The following is an 18,632-nucleotide window of genomic DNA, read 5'->3' on the forward strand; positions in this document are numbered from 1 at the left end:
CGCTCCCCCATTCGAACAAGTAGTCATAATTCCAGGTCAGGCAAGCGACGCCGGTGCGGTCGACCACGTCCAGGCGTCGAATCGCGTGCCGGCCGTCCAGCATCCCGCGACTACTCATGGAGTCCACATTGAGTACGACGTTCCGTTCTCGTATCACCGCCAGGTTCGGCCGCAGCTACCTGGCCAGGATTCAGAAGCACGGAATCGGGTCGTCCACGATCAGGCTGCTGCCCGAGGATCTCCTGATGCTGCTGCGCAGAGACGGTCTGGACCCGGTCCGGCAACTGGCCACGGCGCGGGCCGCCGCACCGGTGTCCAAGGTCTCGCTGCCCTTCGGCATGGACGCCTGGGTGGTCACCGGATACGAGGAGTCGAAGGCCGTGCTCGGCTCCGCCGAGGGGTTCAGTACGGACTTCGCCCACCTCGCCACGAACGCCGGAATAGCCGCCGAGCAGAGTCCGGGCGGACTGGGGTTCAGCGATCCGCCCGTGCACACCCGGCTGCGCCGCATCCTCACCCCTGAGTTCACGATGCGCCGGCTCCGCCGACTCGCTCCGAGGATCGATGCCATCGTCGAGGAGCGCCTGGCGGCGATGGAGGCCGCGCGGGGCCCGGTGGACCTGGTGCACGAGTTTGCGCTGCCCATCCCCTCGCTCACCATCTGCGAACTGCTCGGCGTCCCGTACGAGGACCGCAACGACTTCCAGCAGCTGGCCATGGACCGTTTCGACCTCTTCGGCGGAACGACCGCACCCTTCGGTGCCATGTCCGCATCACTGGACTACTTCAGGGGGGTCGTCAGGGCGCAGCGCGCGAAGCCCGGCGACGGTCTGCTCGGGATGATCGTGCGGGAGCACGGCGACAGCGTCGACGACGAGGAGCTCGCGGGCCTCGCCGACGGCGTACTCACCGGCGGGTTCGAGACCACGGCCAGCACGATCGCGCTCGGCTCGCTCGTCCTGCTGCGGAACGAGAACGTGCTCACCCGGCTGCGTACGGACGACGCCACGACCGTGCCGTTCGTCGAGGAGGTGCTGCGCTACCTCTCCGCCGTGCAGATGGCCTTCCCCCGGTTCGCCCGCCGGGACATCGAGATAGCCGGGGTCGTCATTCCGCGCGGGGACATGGTCCTGTGCTCCCTGAGCGGCGCCAACCGGGACGAGTCCTACGTCATGGACGACGGCCGCTTCGACCCCGACCGCGCCACCCCCTCGGGGCACCTCGCCTTCGGCCACGGCATCCACCGCTGCATCGGCGCCGAGCTGGCCCGGATGGAGCTGCGGTCGGCCTACCCGGCGCTGGCCCGGCGGTTTCCCGGGATGCGGCTCGCCGTGCCGCCGCAGGATCTCGCCTTCCGCAAGCTGTCGATCGTCTACGGCATCGAGTCGCTGCCGGTGCACCTACGCTGAGGCCGCCGCGGGTCCCCGCCCGTGGCGCGCGGCCGGGCGGGTGTTGGCTGGCGGCGCCGGGCGGCACTCTGCTTGGCTCAACCGTCGGCAGGGCATCGCCACCGCCCTGATGGCCGCGGCGGAGCAGCGCTTCGCCGCTCTCGGCGGGCGGCGCGTGGATGCCATGGTCCTGGAGGCCAACGAGCGGGCGCACCACACCTGGGACGCGGCCGGCTACCGGCGCGAGGACCACTGGCGGCGCTGGGTGAAGCCGCTGGGAGCGTGAGGGGCCGCAGCGCAGGGCGACTTTGCTGATCCTTTACCATGGGTGTCCCCCGCCGATCCTTACGAAACGAAAGGTGTGAGCGTCCATCCATGGGCGAGCCTCCCAGTAGCCGACATCGCCAATACCGAGCGATCCTCCTGTCCCTGCCCGATCATGGGACGGAGGTGAACCGATGACCGAAGTGCTTCTGCTGCTCGTGGCGGTACTGCTCTCCCTTGCCTGCGGCGCCTTCGTCGCGGCGGAGTTCTCCCTGACCACCGTCGAACGGGGACAGCTCGAACGGGCTGTCGAGCAGGGTGAACGTGGCGCTTCGAGCGCCATGAAGGCGGTACGCAGCCTCACCTTCCAGCTCTCCGGGGCCCAGCTGGGCATCACCGTCACCAATCTGGTGGTCGGCATGCTCTCCGAGCCCTCGATCGCGAAACTGATCCAGGGACCGATCGAAGCCGTCGGGCTGTCTTCCGGCGTGTCGTCGTCCTTGGCGCTCGTGATCGGCACAGCCCTGTCCACCGTGTTCCTGATGGTCGTCGGTGAGCTCGTTCCGAAGAACTGGGCGATCTCCTCGCCGCTGGCGGTCGCGAAGACCGTGGCCACCCCGCAGCGGGTCTTCACCGCCCTGTTCCGGCCCTTCATCAGCCACCTCAACAACACGGCCAACCGGATCGTGCGCCGCTTCGGGCTCGAACCCGCCGAGGAGCTGGCGACGGCCCGCAGCCCTCAGGAGCTGGTGGCCCTGGCCCGGCACTCGGCCAAGGCCGGCGCACTGGAGGCGGACACCGCCGAGCTCTTCGTCCGCACCCTGAACCTCGCGGAGCTGACCGCGGAGAACGTGATGACCCCGCGGGTCCAGGTCACCGCGCTGGAGGTGCGGGCCACCGCAGAGGACGTCGCCAACGCCACCCGGGCGACCGGCCTGTCCCGGTTCCCCGTGTACCGGGGCAGCCTCGACACCGTCGTCGGCGTCGCCCACATCAAGGACGTGCTGGCGATCCCCGCCGAAGATCGGCCCCGTAAACGGGTCGGGGACATGCTGCGCGAGCCACTGCTCGTACCGGAGACGCTGACCGTGGACCGGTTGCTGGACCGGCTCTCCGGCAAGCTCGCCATGGCGGTCGTCATCGACGAGTACGGCGGCACGGCCGGCGTGGTGACGCTGGAGGACATCGTCGAGGAGGTCGTCGGCGAGGTGCGCGACGAACACGACCCGCACGAGACACCGGATCTCGCGCCTGCCGGTGAGGACGCCGACGGACGCACCCTGTGGTCGGCCGACGGCGCGGCCAGGACCGACCAGCTGGAGAGGATCGGACTGCGCGTGCCGGACGGACCGTACGAGACCCTTGCCGGGCTGATCGCCTCGGAGGTGGGCCGGATCCCCGTCGTCGGTGACGTGGTCGAGTTCGCCGGCTGGCGGCTCGACGTGGTGGACGCCTCCGGGCGCCGCGCCGCGCGGGCGCTGCTGCACGCACCGCTGCCCGGCTCGGACGATGTGCCGGAGGACGGCCGATGACCGCCGTACAGCTCTTCATCGGGCTGATGACCCTGGTCGTGAACGCCTTCTTCGTCGGCGCGGAGTTCGCGCTCATCTCCGTACGGCGCAGTCAGATCGAGCCGCAGGCGGAGGACGGGAACCGGCGCGCGCGCAGCGTCATCTGGGGACTCGAACACGTCTCCGCACTGCTCGCCGCCGCGCAGCTGGGCATCACGCTCTGCACCCTGGTCCTCGGTATCGTCGCGGAACCGGCCATCGCACATCTGCTGGAGCCGGTCTTCGACGCCGTGGGCATGCCGCACGGGCTGGTCCATCCGGTCTCGTTCGTAATCGCGCTGTCCGTGGCGACGTATCTGCACATGCTGCTGGGCGAGATGGTGCCGAAGAACATCGCGCTCGCCGAGCCCGTGCGGACCGCGCTGCTGCTGGGTCCGCCGCTGGTGGCGCTGGCCCGGACGCTGCGTCCGGTGATCTTCGCGATCAACGCCTTCGCCAACGCGCTGCTGAAGCTACTGCGGGTGGAGACGAAGGACGAGGTCTCCGCCACCTTCTCGGACGACGAGCTGGCCCGACTGGTGAAGGACGCCGGGGATGCCGGACTGGTCGACGACCGGGCGGCGGAGCGGCTGCACCACGCGCTGGAGCTGGGCCGCCGCCCCGTGCGCGATGTGGTGCTGCCGGTGGACCGGGTGATGTACACGAGGGTCGGTACGAGCCCCGAGGAGCTGGAGCGGCTCTCGTCGGAGACCGGGTTCTCCCGTTTCCCGGTGATGGACAGCGAGCAGCGGATCCTGGGCTACCTCCATGTGAAGGACGCCCTCGATGTCACGCCCCGCGACGAGCCGTTCCCGGTGACGGCGATGCGGCCGATCGCCCGGGTGCGGGCGTCCACTCCCTTGGACGACGTACTGACCGCGCTGCGGCGCAGCCGTACGCACCTTGCGGCGGTCGTCGACGAGGACGACCGGCTGGCCGGAATGGTGACGATGGAGGACGTGCTCCGGGAACTCGTGGGACGGCCACAGGCACGGTGACCCGCCCCCGGCCCCGCCCCCGGCCAGGAACGCTGAGCCGGGGGCGGGGCCGGGCTGCCTGACCCTGACCTCGCGCTCCGGGAAGGGGCGGGCGACCCCGCGATATCATCACATCGCCATGGAAATGAATGCCACCTACACCAGTCTCGTCGCGATCGGCGACTCGTTCACCGAGGGCATGTCGGACCGGCTGCCCGACGGTTCGTACCGGGGCTGGGCCGATGTCCTCGCCACCCGGCTCGCGACCCGGACTCCCGGATTCCGGTACGCCAACCTCGCCGTGCGCGGGAAGCTCATCGGCCAGATCGTCGACGAGCAGGTGGACGTCGCCGCGGACCTTCGGGCGGATGTCGTGACGCTGGTCGGCGGGCTCAATGACACCCTGCGTCCCAAGTGCGACATGGGCATGGTCCGCGGGCGGCTGGAGGAGGCCGTGGAACGCCTCGCGCCGTCGTGCAAGAAGCTGGTGCTGATGCGCAGCCCGGGGCGCAACGGACCGGTGATGGAACGGTTCCGGCCTCGGATGGAGGAGCTGTTCTCCCTGGTCGACGATCTGGCCGCCCGCCATGGCGCGGAGGTCGTCGATCTGTACGGGGCGCCGGTGCTGGGCGACCCCCGGATGTGGGACGTCGACCGGCTGCACCTGACCGCCGAGGGTCATCGCAGGGTGGCCGAGGCGGTGTGGCAGACCCTCGGCATGCCCGCGGAGGACGACTGGCGGACCCCGCTGGCCGCCGCCGTCCCGCCGCACTGGGCCACCCGGCGCGTCGATGATGCGCGCTTCGCGCGTGAGCACCTGTTCCCCTGGATAGGACGGCGCCTGACCGGCCGCTCCTCGGGGGACGGACGTTCGGGGGCGCAGTTCAGCGCCGAGCATGGACTGGCCTTCTGGGTGACCCCAGACGACGCCGTCACACCGGGCCCGGTTGCCACGTGGCGCCGCGTGGACGCGGGCGAATAGCGGTCCTCCGCCAGCCGCCCTCCGTCAGCCGTCCTCCGCCGGCCCCGTCGAGCCGGCCAAGGCGTACCCGACGGCCACCACAAAGATCACCGAGGACCACTCCGGGGCCGTGCCGCATCCCCGCCACGGCCCGCTCAGCCATGCCGTCGCGCCGGGACCTCGGTCGGCATGGCAATCCCCCGGAAGAGTGACCGGCCGCGTCGAACTGATTTCAGCGCCCGCTGCCGCGCCCTGCCCGCCCAATCCGCCCAATCAGAACGTGTGTTCACAAAATGATCCGTGACGGAGCCCGAACCGAGGCGTTATTAGAGCACCAGTGCCACTTCGCCGCCCGGATGGAGCAACGTCATGAATCCCGCCCCCACCCCCGTGCATCAGCCCTCTGGAATCGAACAGCGCCCGGCCGCCACGACGATGCTCCGCATTGACGACACCCGCTGCTCATCACGTCTGGATACGGGGTGGGAGGCATGAGTGGGTCGACCGGTGAATCGACCGGGAGCGTCCCGGGGCCGCGCCCCACCCCGCCCGCCTCGGCAACAGGCCATGCGACGGCCACCGGCCCGGAACAGGCCTCCCCCGCCCCGGAGATGCGGTACGTGGACCTGACGGGCAGCCGGGAGGCGGCCGGGCGGTCCATCCGGATGCGCGACATGGCCCGCCGCCTGCCCCAGCTGGTCCGGCGGTCCCTCGCTCTCGCCCACCGCGTCGACCGACGGGCCACCATCGGCCTTCTGCTGTGCCAGACGGCGGCCGGCGTGATGCAGGCGCTGGGCCTGATCGCGATCAGCGGCACCCTCACCGCGCTGCTGACCGGCGGAGACGTCTACCACCGGCTCCTACAGGCATGGCCGTCCGTGGCCCTGCTGGCCATCGCGTCCGGGGTACGGGCCCTGTTGGGGATCACCGTCAGCTGGCTCTCCTCCCGGCTGAGCCCCCTCATGTCGCGCGAAGCCGAGCAGATGCTGCTCACCGGCTGCGCCACGGTGGAGCTCTCGGCCTACGACGACCCCGACTTCAACCGCGACCGCGAGGCCGCCGACCGCGGAGCGCAGGTCACCGGCGACCTGATCAACGAGGGTCAGGACCTGATCGCCTCGACCGCGTCCTTCCTCGCCGGTGCCGCCGTGCTCGCCGGGGTGAACTGGACGCTCCTCCCCCTCCTGGTCGCGGCCAGCCTGCCGCAGGCACTCGCGCAGGTCAGCGCCGCCCGGGTCCGTTACCTGGCGAACCTCCGCAGCAACGGCGACAACCGCATGCTGTCGGTCCTGCGCTGGCACATCTTCACCAGGGAAGCCGCCGACCAGATCCGGGCCGGCACGATGGCCGCCTTCCTTTCCGGCCGGTACCGGCAGACCGTCGCCCGGATCAACCGCGAGGACCGCACCGCGGCCGACAAGGGCGCCCGCATGTCGCTGCTCGGCGCGCTCTGCGGCGGCCTCGGCTCTGCCGTCGTGTGGGCGGCGGTGGTGTGGCTGCTGGCCACCGGCCGCATCAGCGTCGGGCACGCCGGGACGGCCGTCTTCGCACTGCAGACGGTGGGCCAGTCGGTGCGCGGACTGGTCGCCGTCGGAGCCAGGGCCGTGCGGACGGGCCTGTACATGGATGACTGGTCACGCTTCCTCGACCTCGCCGGCGGGTACGCCATGCGCCGTGGCGAGCACCGGCCGGAGCCGCCGAACGAGATCGAGATCAGGTCGGTCTCGCACCGCTACGCCGGAAAGGACCAGGACGCGCTGTCCGACGTCTCGCTCACCCTGCGCCGCGGCGAGGTCACCGCACTGGTCGGCTTCAACGGCTCGGGAAAGTCGACCCTGTCGAAGCTGGTCAGCGGTCTGTACCTGCCCACGGGCGGGCAGGTGCTGTGGGACGGCGTCCCCACCGACGACGCCGATCCACAGGCTCTCTGGCAGCAGGTGGCCCTGGTGCCGCAGGACTACGCGCACTGGCCGCTGACGGTCCGGGAGAACGTGACCCAGGGACAGCCCACGGCCCGGGGCGACGCAGCGGTCCGCGAAGCGTGCGACGCCGCCGATGCCGACGAGGTCATCGACAAGCTGGGCGCCGGCCTGGACACCCTCCTGGCCCGCGAGTGGCTGAACGGTGAGGAACTGAGCGGCGGCCAGTGGCAGCGCATCGCCCTCGCACGGGCGTTCTTCCGCGAGGCCGGGCTCCTGGTCCTCGACGAGCCGACCGCCAACCTCGATCCTCGCGCCGAGTACCGGATCTTCCAGCGGCTGCGGGACCTGGCCCGGGACCGGGTCGTACTGCTGGTGACCCACCGAATCACGAACGTGGCCGTCGCCGACCGGATCGTGGTCCTCGACGGCGGCAGGGTCGTACAGGAGGGCACGTACAAAGCTCTTGCCGAACAAGACGGCCTGTTCAAGCAGTTGCTGTCCTACCAGGTCACCTCAGAGGCGAACGACGACACATACGAAACCCCCGCATGAGCGCTCCCGCGGTGCGGATCCGGGGCGGTGAACGCGCAGGACCGCGTGCGTGCCGTGGCGGGATTCCCGACGCCGCATGAACGCACCCCGGCCCCGCACCGAGCACCGCCCATCCGACTCGACGACAGGAGTTGTTCCATGAAGCGCGACCTCGCCCCCACCACCACGGTGGCGGCGCCGACCGGGACCGAGCGCCCGGCCACCCGCGCGGCCGGTCCCGCCGACGCCGAGGGCATCATCGGTCTGCGGTCCGAATTCGTCCTCTCCGAGCCCCTCGACACGGAGTGGTCCGCGCTGTGCAGTACCCAGCTCGCCCGTCGCCTGTCCCCGGGAGGAGACGCCCGCGCCCAGGTCGCGCTGGCACCGGACGGGTCGGTCGTCTCCTGCGCGCTCGGCCTGATCCACCCGGTCCTCCCCGCGCCCGCCTACCCCAAGGGGCTGGCCGCCCGCGTGCACGCGCTCGCCACACGGCCGGGGTTCCGGCGCCGCGGCCTCGCCAGGGAGGTGCTGTCCGCCCTCCTCGACCGTCTCCAGGCGGACGGGGTCACACTCTTCGAACTGCACGCGAGCGAGGCGGCCGCACCGCTGTACCGGGACCTGGGATTCACCGCCGATCCCGCGCTGATGCGGATGACGCGGCTCGTGGGGGCGGCCGCCCGGGTCGGGCCACCCGCCGGCCGTGTGCTGCTCCCACCGGAGGAGTACGCCTCCTCCGTCCCCAAGTCGACCGGATCGGCCTTCATCTTCTTCACCGACCGGGACAACCGTCCGGTGCAGTTGCGTGCCACCTACTCCCAGGCGCATCCCTGGCAGTTCCCGGGCGGCACGATGGATCACGGCGAGCGGCCCTGGCAGACGGCGCAGCGCGAATGCCGCGAGGAGACCGGGCTCGACGTGGCGGGGCCGCCCCGACTGCTCGCCTCGGTCTTCGGACCGCCCGGGGGCGACTGGCCGTACTCCACAACGGGATGCGTCTTCGACGGCGGCCGACTCTCCGACGCACAGATCCGGTCCATCGTCCTGGACCCGGACGAGCATGACGCCGTGCGTGTCCTCACATTGAAGGAATGGGAGCCGCTCATGCCCTCGCAGGACTTCGCCCGCCTGGACGCCGTGATGACGGCTCGGCTGACCGGCACGACCGCGTACTTCGACTCCTGGGGCTGGGGGAACAGCTGACCGTCGTGCTGCCGGGCGACCTGCGGGAGGCCGATGGCATGTGGGCCCACGGGCGCCCAGCGATCAGACGTCAAGAACCGTACGAAGGTGAGGGGAGCGACACGTTGAGGCAGGTCCGGAAGGAAGCCTGGCAGGAGCATTACGAGGGCGGCCGGGGGTTCCGGCCCCTGTGCGACGCGGAGCGGACGTTGCTCGCTGAGCACGTACCGGCCCCGGAGGGCGGACGGGCCCTCGACGCCGGATGCGGAACCGGGGAGCTTGCCGTGGCGCTGGCCGGCATGGGCTATCAGGTGGACGCGGCCGACTTCGCCGAAGCCGCGCTCGTCCGGGCCCGCGCGGAGTACGCCACGGTGCCCGGGGTGCGCTGGCTGCACGTGGACCTGGAGCACTGCGGCCTGCCCGGCCTGTCCGGTCCGCCCGAAGGGGGCGAGGGTGGATACGACCTGGTCACCCTCCGGCTGAGCGTCGCCTTCCTCCGGAACCGTTCGTCCCTGCTGCGGGCTCTGGGGGCGCGGTTGCGTGCGGGCGGGGCGATCGTCGTCATCACGCCGGTGGTGGAACACACCCCGCCGGAGCGGCGGCACATCGCCCTGGACGAGAACGAGCTCAGCTCGATCACGGACGGATTCGAGGAGGCCCTGAGGTTCGAAGCGGAGGGCCTGGCCGTGCTGGTGCTGCGCGGCTCCGGCGGATCGTTCACCGCGGTGGAGAAGGGACGGCCGAACCCGCAAGCGGTGGCGGGCGCCGCGGCCGTGGTCACCGACGCGGCCGGTCGGGTCCTGCTGGGCCGTTCCGTAAAGGGCATGTGGGAGCTGCCCGGCGGCCGTATCGAGCCGGGCGAGTCCGCGCAGGCCGCAGCCGTAAGGGAGCTGGCGGAGGAGACCGGGCTGACGGCCCGCGTGGAGGATGCCCATGTCATCACGGTCCTGCACGACGACCGGCTGGACATGCGCCGTATCTCCCCGGTCGTCCGCGTCACCGACTGGGACGGCGAACTCGCTTTGAGGGAGCCGGAGAAGTTCGTCCGCTGGGAGTGGCACCCGCTGCACACCCTGGCCATACTCGGAACGATCTTCATGCCCTCCGCCCAATCGCTGAACGCGGTCTTCCCCGGGGTGCTTCCGGGACTGCCGCCGGTGCACTCCTACCCGTGCGTCTCCGACGTCCCGCCCGTGCCGGGCGAACCGGCGGAGGCGGCCCGGTTGCGCGAGCGGATGGCGGAGCGCGTGATCCGCAAGGGCCGGGCCCCCTCCGCCCGGGTGCGGGCCGCGCTCCGCGCGGTGCCCCGGCACCGTTTCGTCCCCGAGGTCCCGCTCGCGACGGCCTACCACGACGACCATGCCGTAGTGACCGTCCGCGAGGCCCCCGGGACTGCCGTCAGTTCGGTCTCGGCGGCCTGGCTCCAGGCCGACATGGCCGGGCAACTCCGGCTGGAACCGGGGATGAACGTGCTGGAGGTCGGTTCGGGCGGGTACAACGCGGAGCTGCTCGCGCACATCATCGGGGAGCGGGGCCGTGTGGTGACCGTCGATCTCGACCCGTACGTGGTGCAACGCACCCGACGGCTGTGCGCGGAGGCCGGGAGCGGTCGGGTCACGGCCGTACTCGGTGACGGCGGCCGGGGAGCGCCCGCACATGTGCCGGCGGGCGGGTTCGACGGCATCGTCATCACGCACACCGCGACGGACATCGCCCCGGCCTGGCGCGATCAACTGGCCGAAGGCGGAAGGCTGGTCGTCCCCCTGGAGATCGGCGGCTACACACGCTCGGTCACCCTGGTCCGGCGCGGGGACACCTTGTACGCGGAGCACTGGACGTACTGCGGATTCGTGCGCGACCGCGGCGCCGCCGCCCGCACGGCGCCCATGGTCCGGCTGGCCGGCGGGGCGGTCACGGTGCGGTGGGAGAACGGTGTCCCGGGTGACACCGGCGGTCTGGACGAGGCCCTGTGCGGGCCGCGCCACGAGCTCGCCACAGGCCTCGTCGTCGCCGGCCCGTTCAATTTCGAGACGCTCCAGGTCTTCGCGGCGAGCACTCTGGCCGGGTTCTGCCGGCTGACCGTCCCGGACGGATCCGAGCTCGTCGCCCAGCGTGACGCGGCAGCTATCGTGGCCGACGGCTCGCTCGCCTATCTGACCCACATCAAGATCCACGGTGCGTCTGAACCAGCCGGTTCCCGAACCGAGTTCTACATCCACGCGTACGGGCCGGCCGGACCGGAGCTGGCGCGACGGTTCGCCGCGTGCGTGCGCACGTGGGACCTGGACGTGCGCGCGAGCGGCTACCCGTCCATGAGCGTCCACCCGGCCGGAACCCCGGACGACCGTCTGCCGCCCGGTGACGTGCTCGAAAAGCCCGCCTCGCGGCTGGTTCTCGGCTGGCCCGGCCGTGGCGCCCAGGTGACCGGGCCGGACGCACCGGCCGAAACCGTCGTCGCAGGGCAGAGCACATGACGAGCCCGGTCAACGGGCCGTCCGGCGGTGGCACCGACCGGCTCGCTCCCTCGCTGATGGGCGTGTTCGCCCACCCCGACGACGAGTCCCTGCTGGCCGGCGGTGTGCTCGCGCGGAGCTCCGCCGACGGTGCGCGCACGGCGGTCGTCACCACCACGTGGGCGCCGGACAGTGCCCGCGCGGCTGAACTCAGCGACGCCCTGGGTGCGCTCGGCGCCGGCAAGCCGCGCCTGCTCGGCCACGCCGATGCCCGTAACCCCTCGTCCGCCCCCGGACGGGCCCGGCTCGTCGACGTACCGCTCGACGAGGCCGTCGGCCACGTCGTGTACCACTTGAGGGAGTTCCGTCCCGATGTCGTGGTCACGCACGACGTGCTCGGGCAGCTGACCGGCCACCCGGACCACCGCCGCACCCACCAGGTCACCCTCCTCGCCGTCGAAGCCGCCGGACTCGGGCCGCTCTACCCCGAAGCGGGGCCTCCCTGGCAGCCTCGCGCCCTGTACGCGGCCACCCACCCCGACAGCGGCGTCGGCGAACTCGGGCCCCTGTTGACGGGCGTCGGCAAGACCCTGCTCGCCGTCCCGGACGCGTATGTGACCACGACCGTCGACGTCACCCCGTGGGTCGCGGCCAAATGGCGCGCGATCCTCGCCCATCGGAGCGAGGCCGCCCGCGAGCGGTCCCTGCCCGGCATCCTCGCCCGCCGGTCAGAGGAATCCCGCCTCAAGATCATCCAGACCGAGTACTTCACCCGCCTCATGCCCGGCCCCGTACCGGGCGATCCCCACCGGCGGTCCGTCATCGGCTGACCCCTGCGCGCCTGGTCGCCGCTCCCCTTCTTCCGCTCGTTCACCGCTTCTTGCGCTCGTTCACCGCCTACCGGTCGACCGGGGAGGGGGTACCTTCACGCGCACGCCTCGGTGCGGCGGTGCTCACGGTTTATATGCTCACGGTTTATGGGTGACCCAGAGCATTTCAGCCGGCCAGCGGTGTGCCCAGTCAGGCGGGTCGGTTTGGTTGTAGCCGTTGGCTGTTCCGGGTTCGGGCCGCGGCTCGATGAGGTCGTCGATGACGAGACCTGCTCCGCGCAGGACCCTGATCCAGTCGCCGTAGGTGAGCTGATAACTGACCGCGCCCTGGCCCTCGTCGATGGTGTCCAGCCCGAAGTAGTCCTGGTTCAGAGTCGTGGTGGCGCGGCTGGCGGCTTCGTCGTAGCAGGCTTCGAACCATGGGCTGGCGGCATTGAACACCAGGCGCCCACCGGGGCGCAGGATGCGTGCAGCCTGTGGAACGGCCAGTTGCGGGGACGCCCAGCTGAGTCCGCCGTAGTCACAGAACACCAGGTCGAAGCTGTCGTCGGCGAACGGGAGGCGTTCGGCGGCGCCCTGCACCAGCGAGTAGCGGGCCGCTCCCATCGCGTGACTTGCCGCACTGAGCTGAGCTTCGGACAGGTCGAGCCCGACCACGGTGGCACCCTCAGCGGCGAGCGCCCTGGACCACTGACCGGCGCCGCAGCCGAGTTCGAGGACGCGCTTGCCGGTGACGTCGCCCAGGGCGTGCAGTCGCGCGTCGGGGATGGCGTACGTGCCCCACAGCCGGGGCATTGCGCCGATCTGCGGGTCGTGCTTGTGCTGGTAGGCGCCGCTGAGCTGGTTCCAGAACTGCCGGTTGGCCGAAATGCTGTCCACGCGCCGACTCAAGCACTGCCTGCCGGGGTGGTCAACACGATTGTGCTGCGACCGGCAGAGTCCCCCGGTTCACGGGTGTCCTGCCCGGCTGCCGATGCGATCGAGTGGGGTCGATCAACACGATCCAGCGGCAGGAGACGTGGTGACACCACGGGGTCACGTCCGCAGGGTCGCCGACTGCGAGGGGCAGCGGCCAGCAGGATTCACTCGGCATTCGCCAGATCACCCCGTCCCACGCCGGGAACAACGATCCGGGAATCCGACAGCACCATGAACCGCCGCGCAGTGCCTAGTTCGCTCCAGCTCCGCGCCCACGGTTCACGGCCTCGATGCCGGCGAGGATGAGGTCGACACCGGCGAGGAATTGCGCACGGTCGTCGTGTTCCGGCAGACGCTTCGCCGCACCGCGCGCCCAAGGGTGCTGGACGGGATCGAGCTGGGCCCACTGCGCGGCGATCTCCCCGAGCAGACGGTCTCGCTCCGCCTCAGCGCCGGCGAGCACGCGGGCGTTGGCGGCATGCTGCCCAGCGACTCCGAGGATGTAGTTCACGAGTGCGCCCGCCGAGTCGAACACGGCTTCCTCGGGCACATCGAGTGCCTGCAACTGCTCAGCGACGCTCTTGTAGACCTCCAGCAGCGTGGGGCGCCAGGGCTCCCGGGTGAGCTGGGCACCGACCCAGGGGTGCGCGTCGATAGCGTCGAACAGGCCGAGGGCGAGGGCTCGCAGCGCTTCCTGGGGCTTCGCGTCGGCCGCCGGGCCGGCCACGACGCGGTCGATCACACCGCCGGCGGCCGCCGCGAGCAGGTCGCTCTTGTTGGCCACCCGGTGATAGATCGCCCCGTAGCCCGTGTGCAGGTGGCGGGTGAGCGTGCGGAAGGTCAGCGCCGCCTCTCCGTCGGCGTCAAGGATCTCGGTCGCGGCCTGGACGATCACCTCTTTGGACAGTGCGTCGGTGCGTCGCGCCGTCCGGTGGCCCTTCGTTGTCATGCCTTCATTCTGCCACGTTGGATCGTTGCTCCAAATGGGGTTCAGCCGGTGTACTTTCTATTGGAGCGGCGATCCAAAAAGAACTCTGGCAATTCGATCAGCTCTGGAAAAGAAGGAGAAGATGAAGATGACGGCACCAGTGGTCACGGTCATCGGAGCCGGCCTCGGCGGTCTCGCGCTGGCCCGCGTCCTGCACGTTCACGGCATCCCGGCCACCGTCTATGAAGCGGAGGCCTCCGCGACCGCACGCGCTCAGGGCGGCATGCTCGACATACACCCCTGGAACGGCCAGCCCGCGCTGGCGGCCGCAGGGCTGATCGAGGAGTTCCACGGCCTCGTCCTGGAGGGGCGCGAGTCCTACCGGGTCCTGGACCGGACAGGATCCGTACTGCTCGACCTGCCCGACGACGGGACGGGCTCACGTCCGGAAGTACAGCGCGGTCAGCTGCGGCAACTGCTGCTCGACTCGTTGCCGGACGGCGCCGTCCGGTGGGGGCACAAGGTCACCGGCGTACGGGCCCTCGGCAACGGCCGCCACGAGGTGTGCTTCGCCAACGGCGGCACCGTCACCACGAGCCTGCTGGTCGGGGCAGACGGGGCGTGGTCACGGGTCCGGCCGGTCCTGTCGGACGCCACCCCCACGTATGCGGGCGTCACCTCCGTCGAGACCTTCCTGTCCGACGCGGCCACCCGTCACCCCGCCGCCGCCGAAGCGGTGGGTGCCGGCTCGTTGTTCGCGCTCGCGCCGGGAAGGGGGTTTCTCGCCATGCGGGAGGCCGATGGGAGCCTGCACTCCTACGCGCAGCTCGTGAAGCCGCTCGGCTGGCCCGCCGACACCGACGCGTCCGACGCCGCGGCCTTGACGGCGCGGGTCGTTGCGGAGTTCGAAGGATGGGCCCCGCAGCTCACCGCTCTCCTCACCGACAGCGACACCGCACCGTTCCTGCGCCGGCTCCACACCCTCCCGGTGGGGCACCGCTGGGATCCGGCGCCGGGGATCACGCTGCTGGGCGATGCCGCCCACCTCGCCCCGCCGAACGGTGAAGGCGCCAATCTGGCCATGCTGGACGGCGCCGAGCTCGGCCGGGCCGTCGCCCGGTATCCCGACGACGTCGAGAAGGCGCTGGCCGAGTACGAGCAGGCCATGTTCACGCGCGCCGTCGAAGCGGCCGGTGAGGACGTCTACGACATCATGCTCGGCGACGACGCGCCCCACAGCTGGATCGCCATGATGACCGAGGAGGGGCAGCCGTCATGAGCGCGGCGTCGGCCGTCGACGCCGGCAGCCCTGCTCAAGCCGGCTCAGTGGCGCAACGGCCCCGCCGACCGGCCACTCCCCGGGGCCGACACGGACCGGCCCTGTTCCCGCGCGCTGGGTACGGACCGGGCTCCGTCCCCCACGCCGGCACTGGCCAGCTCTGTTACCGCGCGCTGTGCACGGGCCAGGGCTCCGTTCCGCACGCCGGCACGAGCCAGCTCTGCTCCCGCGCGCTGAGTACGCCGTTCCCGCGCGGTGCGCACGCCGCCCCACCGGCATCATCGCTCATGGCCGCACCGCGCTCCCAGGCACTGCGCACGGAGCCGGGTGCCTGGTTCCATGTGCTGGCTCCAGTCCGGCGCGGGTGCGACTCCTCTGCCGGGAGTGGATTCCCCACACGGTCCCGCTGGGGCCGTAATCACAGCCCCAGGGGCCGTTCGTCTCACGGATGTCTCATACGCTGCGGGTGGGACCGGGCCCAGAAGCCTCCGACCTGGACCTTCTGGAGTCGGTGGACGCTCACGAGCCGCTGAAGAAGACCGGTAAGCTCACGACACGTGACTGCTGTGTCTGCGAAGCCTCGCATCCCCAATGTCCTGGCCGGCCGCTACGCCTCCACGGAGCTGGCTGTCCTTTGGTCCCCCGAGCAGAAGGTGAAGCTGGAACGTCAGCTGTGGCTGGCGGTGCTGCGCGCCCAGAAGGACCTCGGGATCGAGGTACCCGATGCCGCTCTCTCCGATTACGAGCGCGTCCTCGACCAGGTCGACCTGGCCTCCATCGCTGAGCGCGAGAAGGTCACCCGGCATGACGTCAAGGCCCGCATCGAGGAGTTCAACGCTCTCGCCGGCCATGAGCAGGTCCACAAGGGCATGACGTCCCGGGACCTGACCGAGAATGTCGAGCAGCTTCAGATCCGGCTCTCCCTGGAACTGATGCGCGACCGCACCGTGGCCGTGCTGGCCCGGCTCGGCAGGCTGGCCGGCGAGTACCGCGAGCTGGTCATCGCCGGTCGCTCCCACAATGTCGCCGCGCAGGCCACGACGCTCGGCAAGCGGTTCGCGACAGCGGCTGACGAGCTGCTGGTGGCCTACGGCCGGCTGGAGGACCTGCTGGGGCGCTATCCGCTGCGCGGCATCAAGGGGCCCGTCGGCACGGCCCAGGACATGCTCGACCTGCTGGGCGGGGACGCCGGGAAGCTGGCCGACCTGGAGCAGCGCATCGCCGGCCACCTCGGCTTCGCACAGGCCTTCACCTCCGTCGGCCAGGTCTACCCGCGCTCGCTCGACTACGACGTGGTGACCGCGCTGGTACAGCTGGCCGCCGCTCCTTCCTCGGTCGCGAAGACCATCCGGCTGATGGCCGGCCACGAACTGGTGACCGAGGGTTTCAAGCCCGGTCAGGTCGGCTCGTCCGCGATGCCGCACAAGATGAACACCCGCTCCTGCGAGCGCGTCAACGGTTTGATGGTGATCCTGCGCGGCTACGCCTCGATGACCGGCGAGCTGGCGGGCGACCAGTGGAACGAGGGCGATGTGTCCTGCTCCGTGGTGCGCCGGGTGGCACTGCCGGACGCGTTCTTCGCGTTCGACGGTCTGGTGGAGACCTTCCTGACGGTGCTCGACGAGTTCGGCGCCTTCCCTGCCGTGGTCGCCCGTGAGCTGGACCGCTACCTCCCGTTCCTCGCCACCACCAAGGTGCTGATGGGAGCGGTGCGTGCGGGTGTCGGGCGTGAGGTCGCCCACGAGGCCATCAAGGAGAACGCGGTCGCTTCCGCCCTGGCCATGCGCGAGCAGGGCACGGAGCGCAATGAGCTGCTGGACAAGCTGGCCGCCGACGAGCGCATTCCGCTGGACCGCGCCCAGTTGGACGAGCTGATGGCCGACAAGCTCTCGTTCACGGGCGCCGCGGGTGACCAGGTCACAGCCCTCGTCTCCCGGATCGAGGAGATCACCAAGCAGCACCCGGAGGCCGCCGGGTACGCGCCTGGTTCCATCCTCTGATGTCGCGCGGCCCTGGACGATGACACCCGAAGAGCTCCAGGCCGCCCGTGGCCGCACTGTTCCCGATGTGGCCGCGGGCGGCCTTCGCGTGCTGTTCTGCGAAATCAATCCGAGCCTGATGACTGGTGCCACGGGCCACCACTTCGCTTTCCCCGGCAATCGCTTCTGGCCGGTACTCCATCTGTCGGGTTTCACATCACGGCAGTTGAGGCCCTCCGAGCAGTCCGAGCTGCTTCAGTACGGGCTGGGTATCACCAACGTGGTCGCCAGAGCCACAGCCCGCGCCGACGAACTCACCGCCGAGGAGTTCCGCGCCGGGGGAGAGATCCTCACCGCCAAGGTGGAACGGCTACGACCGCAGTGGCTGGCGGTGGTCGGCATCACGGCCTACCGGACGGCGTTCGGTGAACGGCGGGCCCAAATCGGACGGCAGGAACGGACGATCGGCGGAGCCCGCGTCTGGGCCCTGCCCAACCCCAGTGGCCTCAACGCCCACTGGACCGCTCAGACGATGGCCGCGGAGTACGGACGGCTCCGCGATGCCGTCACCGCGGACTCTCTCCCCCACACCGCCGAGACCTCAGCTCCGGGGTCCAGAGCCCGGGGCCCAGGGCACGACATCATCAGCACGGGCGAGGCTGCCCGCCCCTCAGAGGCCTGAAGCCGTACGCGCACCGCTGCTGCCTCGTCCTCACCCCGGCGAGACTCCCATGCTCAGGCGTCGCGGCGTCGGAGCGCCCACCATCCGGCCAACATCGTCACCGCGGCCCAGCCGGCGGTGACGGCCAGTCCCGTCCATGGGCCCAGACTGCCTTCCGGGTGCTGGTGAAGCACCAGCTGTCCAGCCCGGTCCGGCAGATAGTCGGCCGCACCGCCGGCTATGTCCCCGACGACGAACGAGACGATCAGGATGAAGGGGATGAGCAGACTGAGCACGACAATCGCGCTGCGCAGCAGGACGGTCAGCCCCGCCGCCAACAGGGCCATCAGCGCCAGATATATCGCTCCTCCGAACGCCGCTCTCAATGCGCCCGGTTCGCCGAGGCCGATGGCGTACTCCCCCATGAAGAGCTGTCCCGACAGGAACGAGCTGAAGGTGGTGATGAGGCCGACCACCAGCGCCGCTCCTCCGACGAGCGACATCTTGACCGTGTAGAAGTGGGTGCGGCGCGGAACCGCCGCGAGCGACATGCGCAGCGCGCCATTGAGGTACTCGGACGAAATCGCCGTCGCGCCGAAGCTGATGGCCGCGATCTGACCGAAGTTCAGTGCGTAGAAGGCACCGAAAACGAGTTCGGCGTCCGCGTCGTCCGCCCCGGCCTGACCGACAGTGGCGAATGTCAGCACGGTGACGACCATGGTGACGAGGAAGACAGCTATCAGGGATCCTGAGACGGAGCGCAGCGATCTGATCTTGATCCACTCGGAGCGCAGGACTGCGGTTGTCGACAT

14 protein-coding genes and 1 pseudogene are annotated in these 18,632 nt (G+C 70.6%); 12 read left to right on the top strand and 3 right to left on the bottom strand.

All coding sequences use genetic code 11. The features are described 5' to 3' along the window. The first annotated feature begins 128 nt into the window (after positions 1-128). From OG892_RS04025 to OG892_RS04065, 9 genes and pseudogenes are all read left to right on the top strand, one after another. Complete coding sequence (locus tag OG892_RS04025; protein WP_242436707.1) at positions 129-1,409, top strand: cytochrome P450; 1,281 nt, start codon at positions 129-131, stop codon at positions 1,407-1,409. 16 nt (positions 1,410-1,425) lie between these two features. Beyond that, positions 1,426-1,674 (top strand): annotated as a pseudogene (locus OG892_RS04030) (GNAT family N-acetyltransferase); the annotation flags it as partial. Positions 1,675-1,846: 172 nt separating this feature from the next. Beyond that, positions 1,847-3,184: a hemolysin family protein gene (locus OG892_RS04035; protein WP_328867895.1), complete on the top strand. Its 1,338-nt coding sequence runs from the start codon at positions 1,847-1,849 to the stop codon at positions 3,182-3,184. After that, positions 3,181-4,200 (top strand): hemolysin family protein, encoded by a 1,020-nt coding sequence (locus OG892_RS04040; RefSeq protein ID WP_371628467.1) that lies wholly within the window; start codon positions 3,181-3,183, stop codon positions 4,198-4,200. The genes OG892_RS04035 and OG892_RS04040 overlap by 4 nt, the downstream gene beginning before the upstream one ends. A gap of 118 nt (positions 4,201-4,318) precedes the next feature. Beyond that, complete coding sequence (locus OG892_RS04045; RefSeq protein WP_371628468.1) at positions 4,319-5,161, top strand: SGNH/GDSL hydrolase family protein; 843 nt, start codon at positions 4,319-4,321, stop codon at positions 5,159-5,161. A gap of 590 nt (positions 5,162-5,751) precedes the next feature. Beyond that, a complete protein-coding gene (locus tag OG892_RS04050; protein WP_073736224.1) occupies positions 5,752-7,614 on the top strand; it encodes an ABC transporter ATP-binding protein in 1,863 nt (620 codons plus the stop codon). A 138-nt stretch (positions 7,615-7,752) separates the two neighbouring features. After that, complete coding sequence (locus OG892_RS04055) at positions 7,753-8,793, top strand: GNAT family N-acetyltransferase (RefSeq protein ID WP_328867893.1); 1,041 nt, start codon at positions 7,753-7,755, stop codon at positions 8,791-8,793. A gap of 104 nt (positions 8,794-8,897) precedes the next feature. Beyond that, complete coding sequence (gene fxlM / locus OG892_RS04060) at positions 8,898-11,246, top strand: methyltransferase, FxLD system (RefSeq protein ID WP_371628469.1); 2,349 nt, start codon at positions 8,898-8,900, stop codon at positions 11,244-11,246. Continuing rightward, the gene (locus tag OG892_RS04065; RefSeq protein WP_371628470.1) at positions 11,243-12,055 is read left to right on the top strand and encodes a PIG-L deacetylase family protein; all 813 of its coding nucleotides are present in this window, start codon (positions 11,243-11,245) and stop codon (positions 12,053-12,055) included. Before fxlM ends, OG892_RS04065 begins: the two co-directional genes overlap by 4 nt. Positions 12,056-12,193: 138 nt before the next feature. Here the strand turns inward: OG892_RS04065 and OG892_RS04070 are convergent, their stop codons facing one another. Both OG892_RS04070 and OG892_RS04075 read right to left on the bottom strand, forming a co-directional pair. Then, positions 12,194-12,934 carry a class I SAM-dependent methyltransferase gene (locus tag OG892_RS04070; protein ID WP_371628471.1) on the bottom strand — a complete coding sequence of 247 codons (741 nt, stop codon included), beginning with the start codon at positions 12,932-12,934 and terminating at the stop codon, positions 12,194-12,196. Positions 12,935-13,223: 289 nt separating this feature from the next. Next, complete coding sequence (locus OG892_RS04075; RefSeq protein ID WP_371628472.1) at positions 13,224-13,922, bottom strand: TetR/AcrR family transcriptional regulator; 699 nt, start codon at positions 13,920-13,922, stop codon at positions 13,224-13,226. A 127-nt stretch (positions 13,923-14,049) separates the two neighbouring features. Here OG892_RS04075 and OG892_RS04080 point away from each other — a divergent pair, with 127 nt between their 5' ends. From OG892_RS04080 to mug, 3 genes are all read left to right on the top strand, one after another. Continuing rightward, complete coding sequence (locus tag OG892_RS04080) at positions 14,050-15,180, top strand: FAD-dependent oxidoreductase (protein WP_371628473.1); 1,131 nt, start codon at positions 14,050-14,052, stop codon at positions 15,178-15,180. A gap of 557 nt (positions 15,181-15,737) precedes the next feature. Then, the gene (gene purB / locus OG892_RS04085; RefSeq protein WP_371628474.1) at positions 15,738-17,180 is read left to right on the top strand and encodes an adenylosuccinate lyase; all 1,443 of its coding nucleotides are present in this window, start codon (positions 15,738-15,740) and stop codon (positions 17,178-17,180) included. 19 nt (positions 17,181-17,199) lie between these two features. Continuing rightward, the gene (mug, locus tag OG892_RS04090) at positions 17,200-17,841 is read left to right on the top strand and encodes a G/U mismatch-specific DNA glycosylase (protein ID WP_371628475.1); all 642 of its coding nucleotides are present in this window, start codon (positions 17,200-17,202) and stop codon (positions 17,839-17,841) included. Positions 17,842-17,894: 53 nt separating this feature from the next. On the opposite strand, the gene OG892_RS04095 is transcribed toward mug, so the two are convergent. Then, a complete protein-coding gene (locus OG892_RS04095; protein ID WP_371628476.1) occupies positions 17,895-18,632 on the bottom strand; it encodes an ABC transporter permease in 738 nt (245 codons plus the stop codon).

It is taken from the genome of Streptomyces sp. NBC_00341 (genome assembly GCF_041435055.1).
Classification (GTDB): Bacteria; Actinomycetota; Actinomycetes; order Streptomycetales; family Streptomycetaceae; genus Streptomyces.

Excerpts from the sequence above, each read along its gene's own strand:
- OG892_RS04035 (WP_328867895.1), top strand. The coding sequence starts at position 1,847 with ATGACCGAAGTGCTTCTGCTGCTCGTGGCGGTACTGCTCTCCCTTGCC.
- OG892_RS04040 (WP_371628467.1), top strand. The coding sequence starts at position 3,181 with ATGACCGCCGTACAGCTCTTCATCGGGCTGATGACCCTGGTCGTGAAC.
- OG892_RS04045 (WP_371628468.1), top strand. The coding sequence starts at position 4,319 with ATGGAAATGAATGCCACCTACACCAGTCTCGTCGCGATCGGCGACTCG.
- OG892_RS04050 (WP_073736224.1), top strand. The coding sequence starts at position 5,752 with ATGCGGTACGTGGACCTGACGGGCAGCCGGGAGGCGGCCGGGCGGTCC.
- OG892_RS04055 (WP_328867893.1), top strand. The coding sequence starts at position 7,753 with ATGAAGCGCGACCTCGCCCCCACCACCACGGTGGCGGCGCCGACCGGG.
- OG892_RS04065 (WP_371628470.1), top strand. The coding sequence starts at position 11,243 with ATGACGAGCCCGGTCAACGGGCCGTCCGGCGGTGGCACCGACCGGCTC.
- OG892_RS04075 (WP_371628472.1), bottom strand. The coding sequence starts at position 13,922 with ATGACAACGAAGGGCCACCGGACGGCGCGACGCACCGACGCACTGTCC.
- OG892_RS04080 (WP_371628473.1), top strand. The coding sequence starts at position 14,050 with ATGACGGCACCAGTGGTCACGGTCATCGGAGCCGGCCTCGGCGGTCTC.
- mug (WP_371628475.1), top strand. The coding sequence starts at position 17,200 with ATGACACCCGAAGAGCTCCAGGCCGCCCGTGGCCGCACTGTTCCCGAT.
- OG892_RS04095 (WP_371628476.1), bottom strand. The coding sequence starts at position 18,632 with ATGTCGACAACCGCAGTCCTGCGCTCCGAGTGGATCAAGATCAGATCG.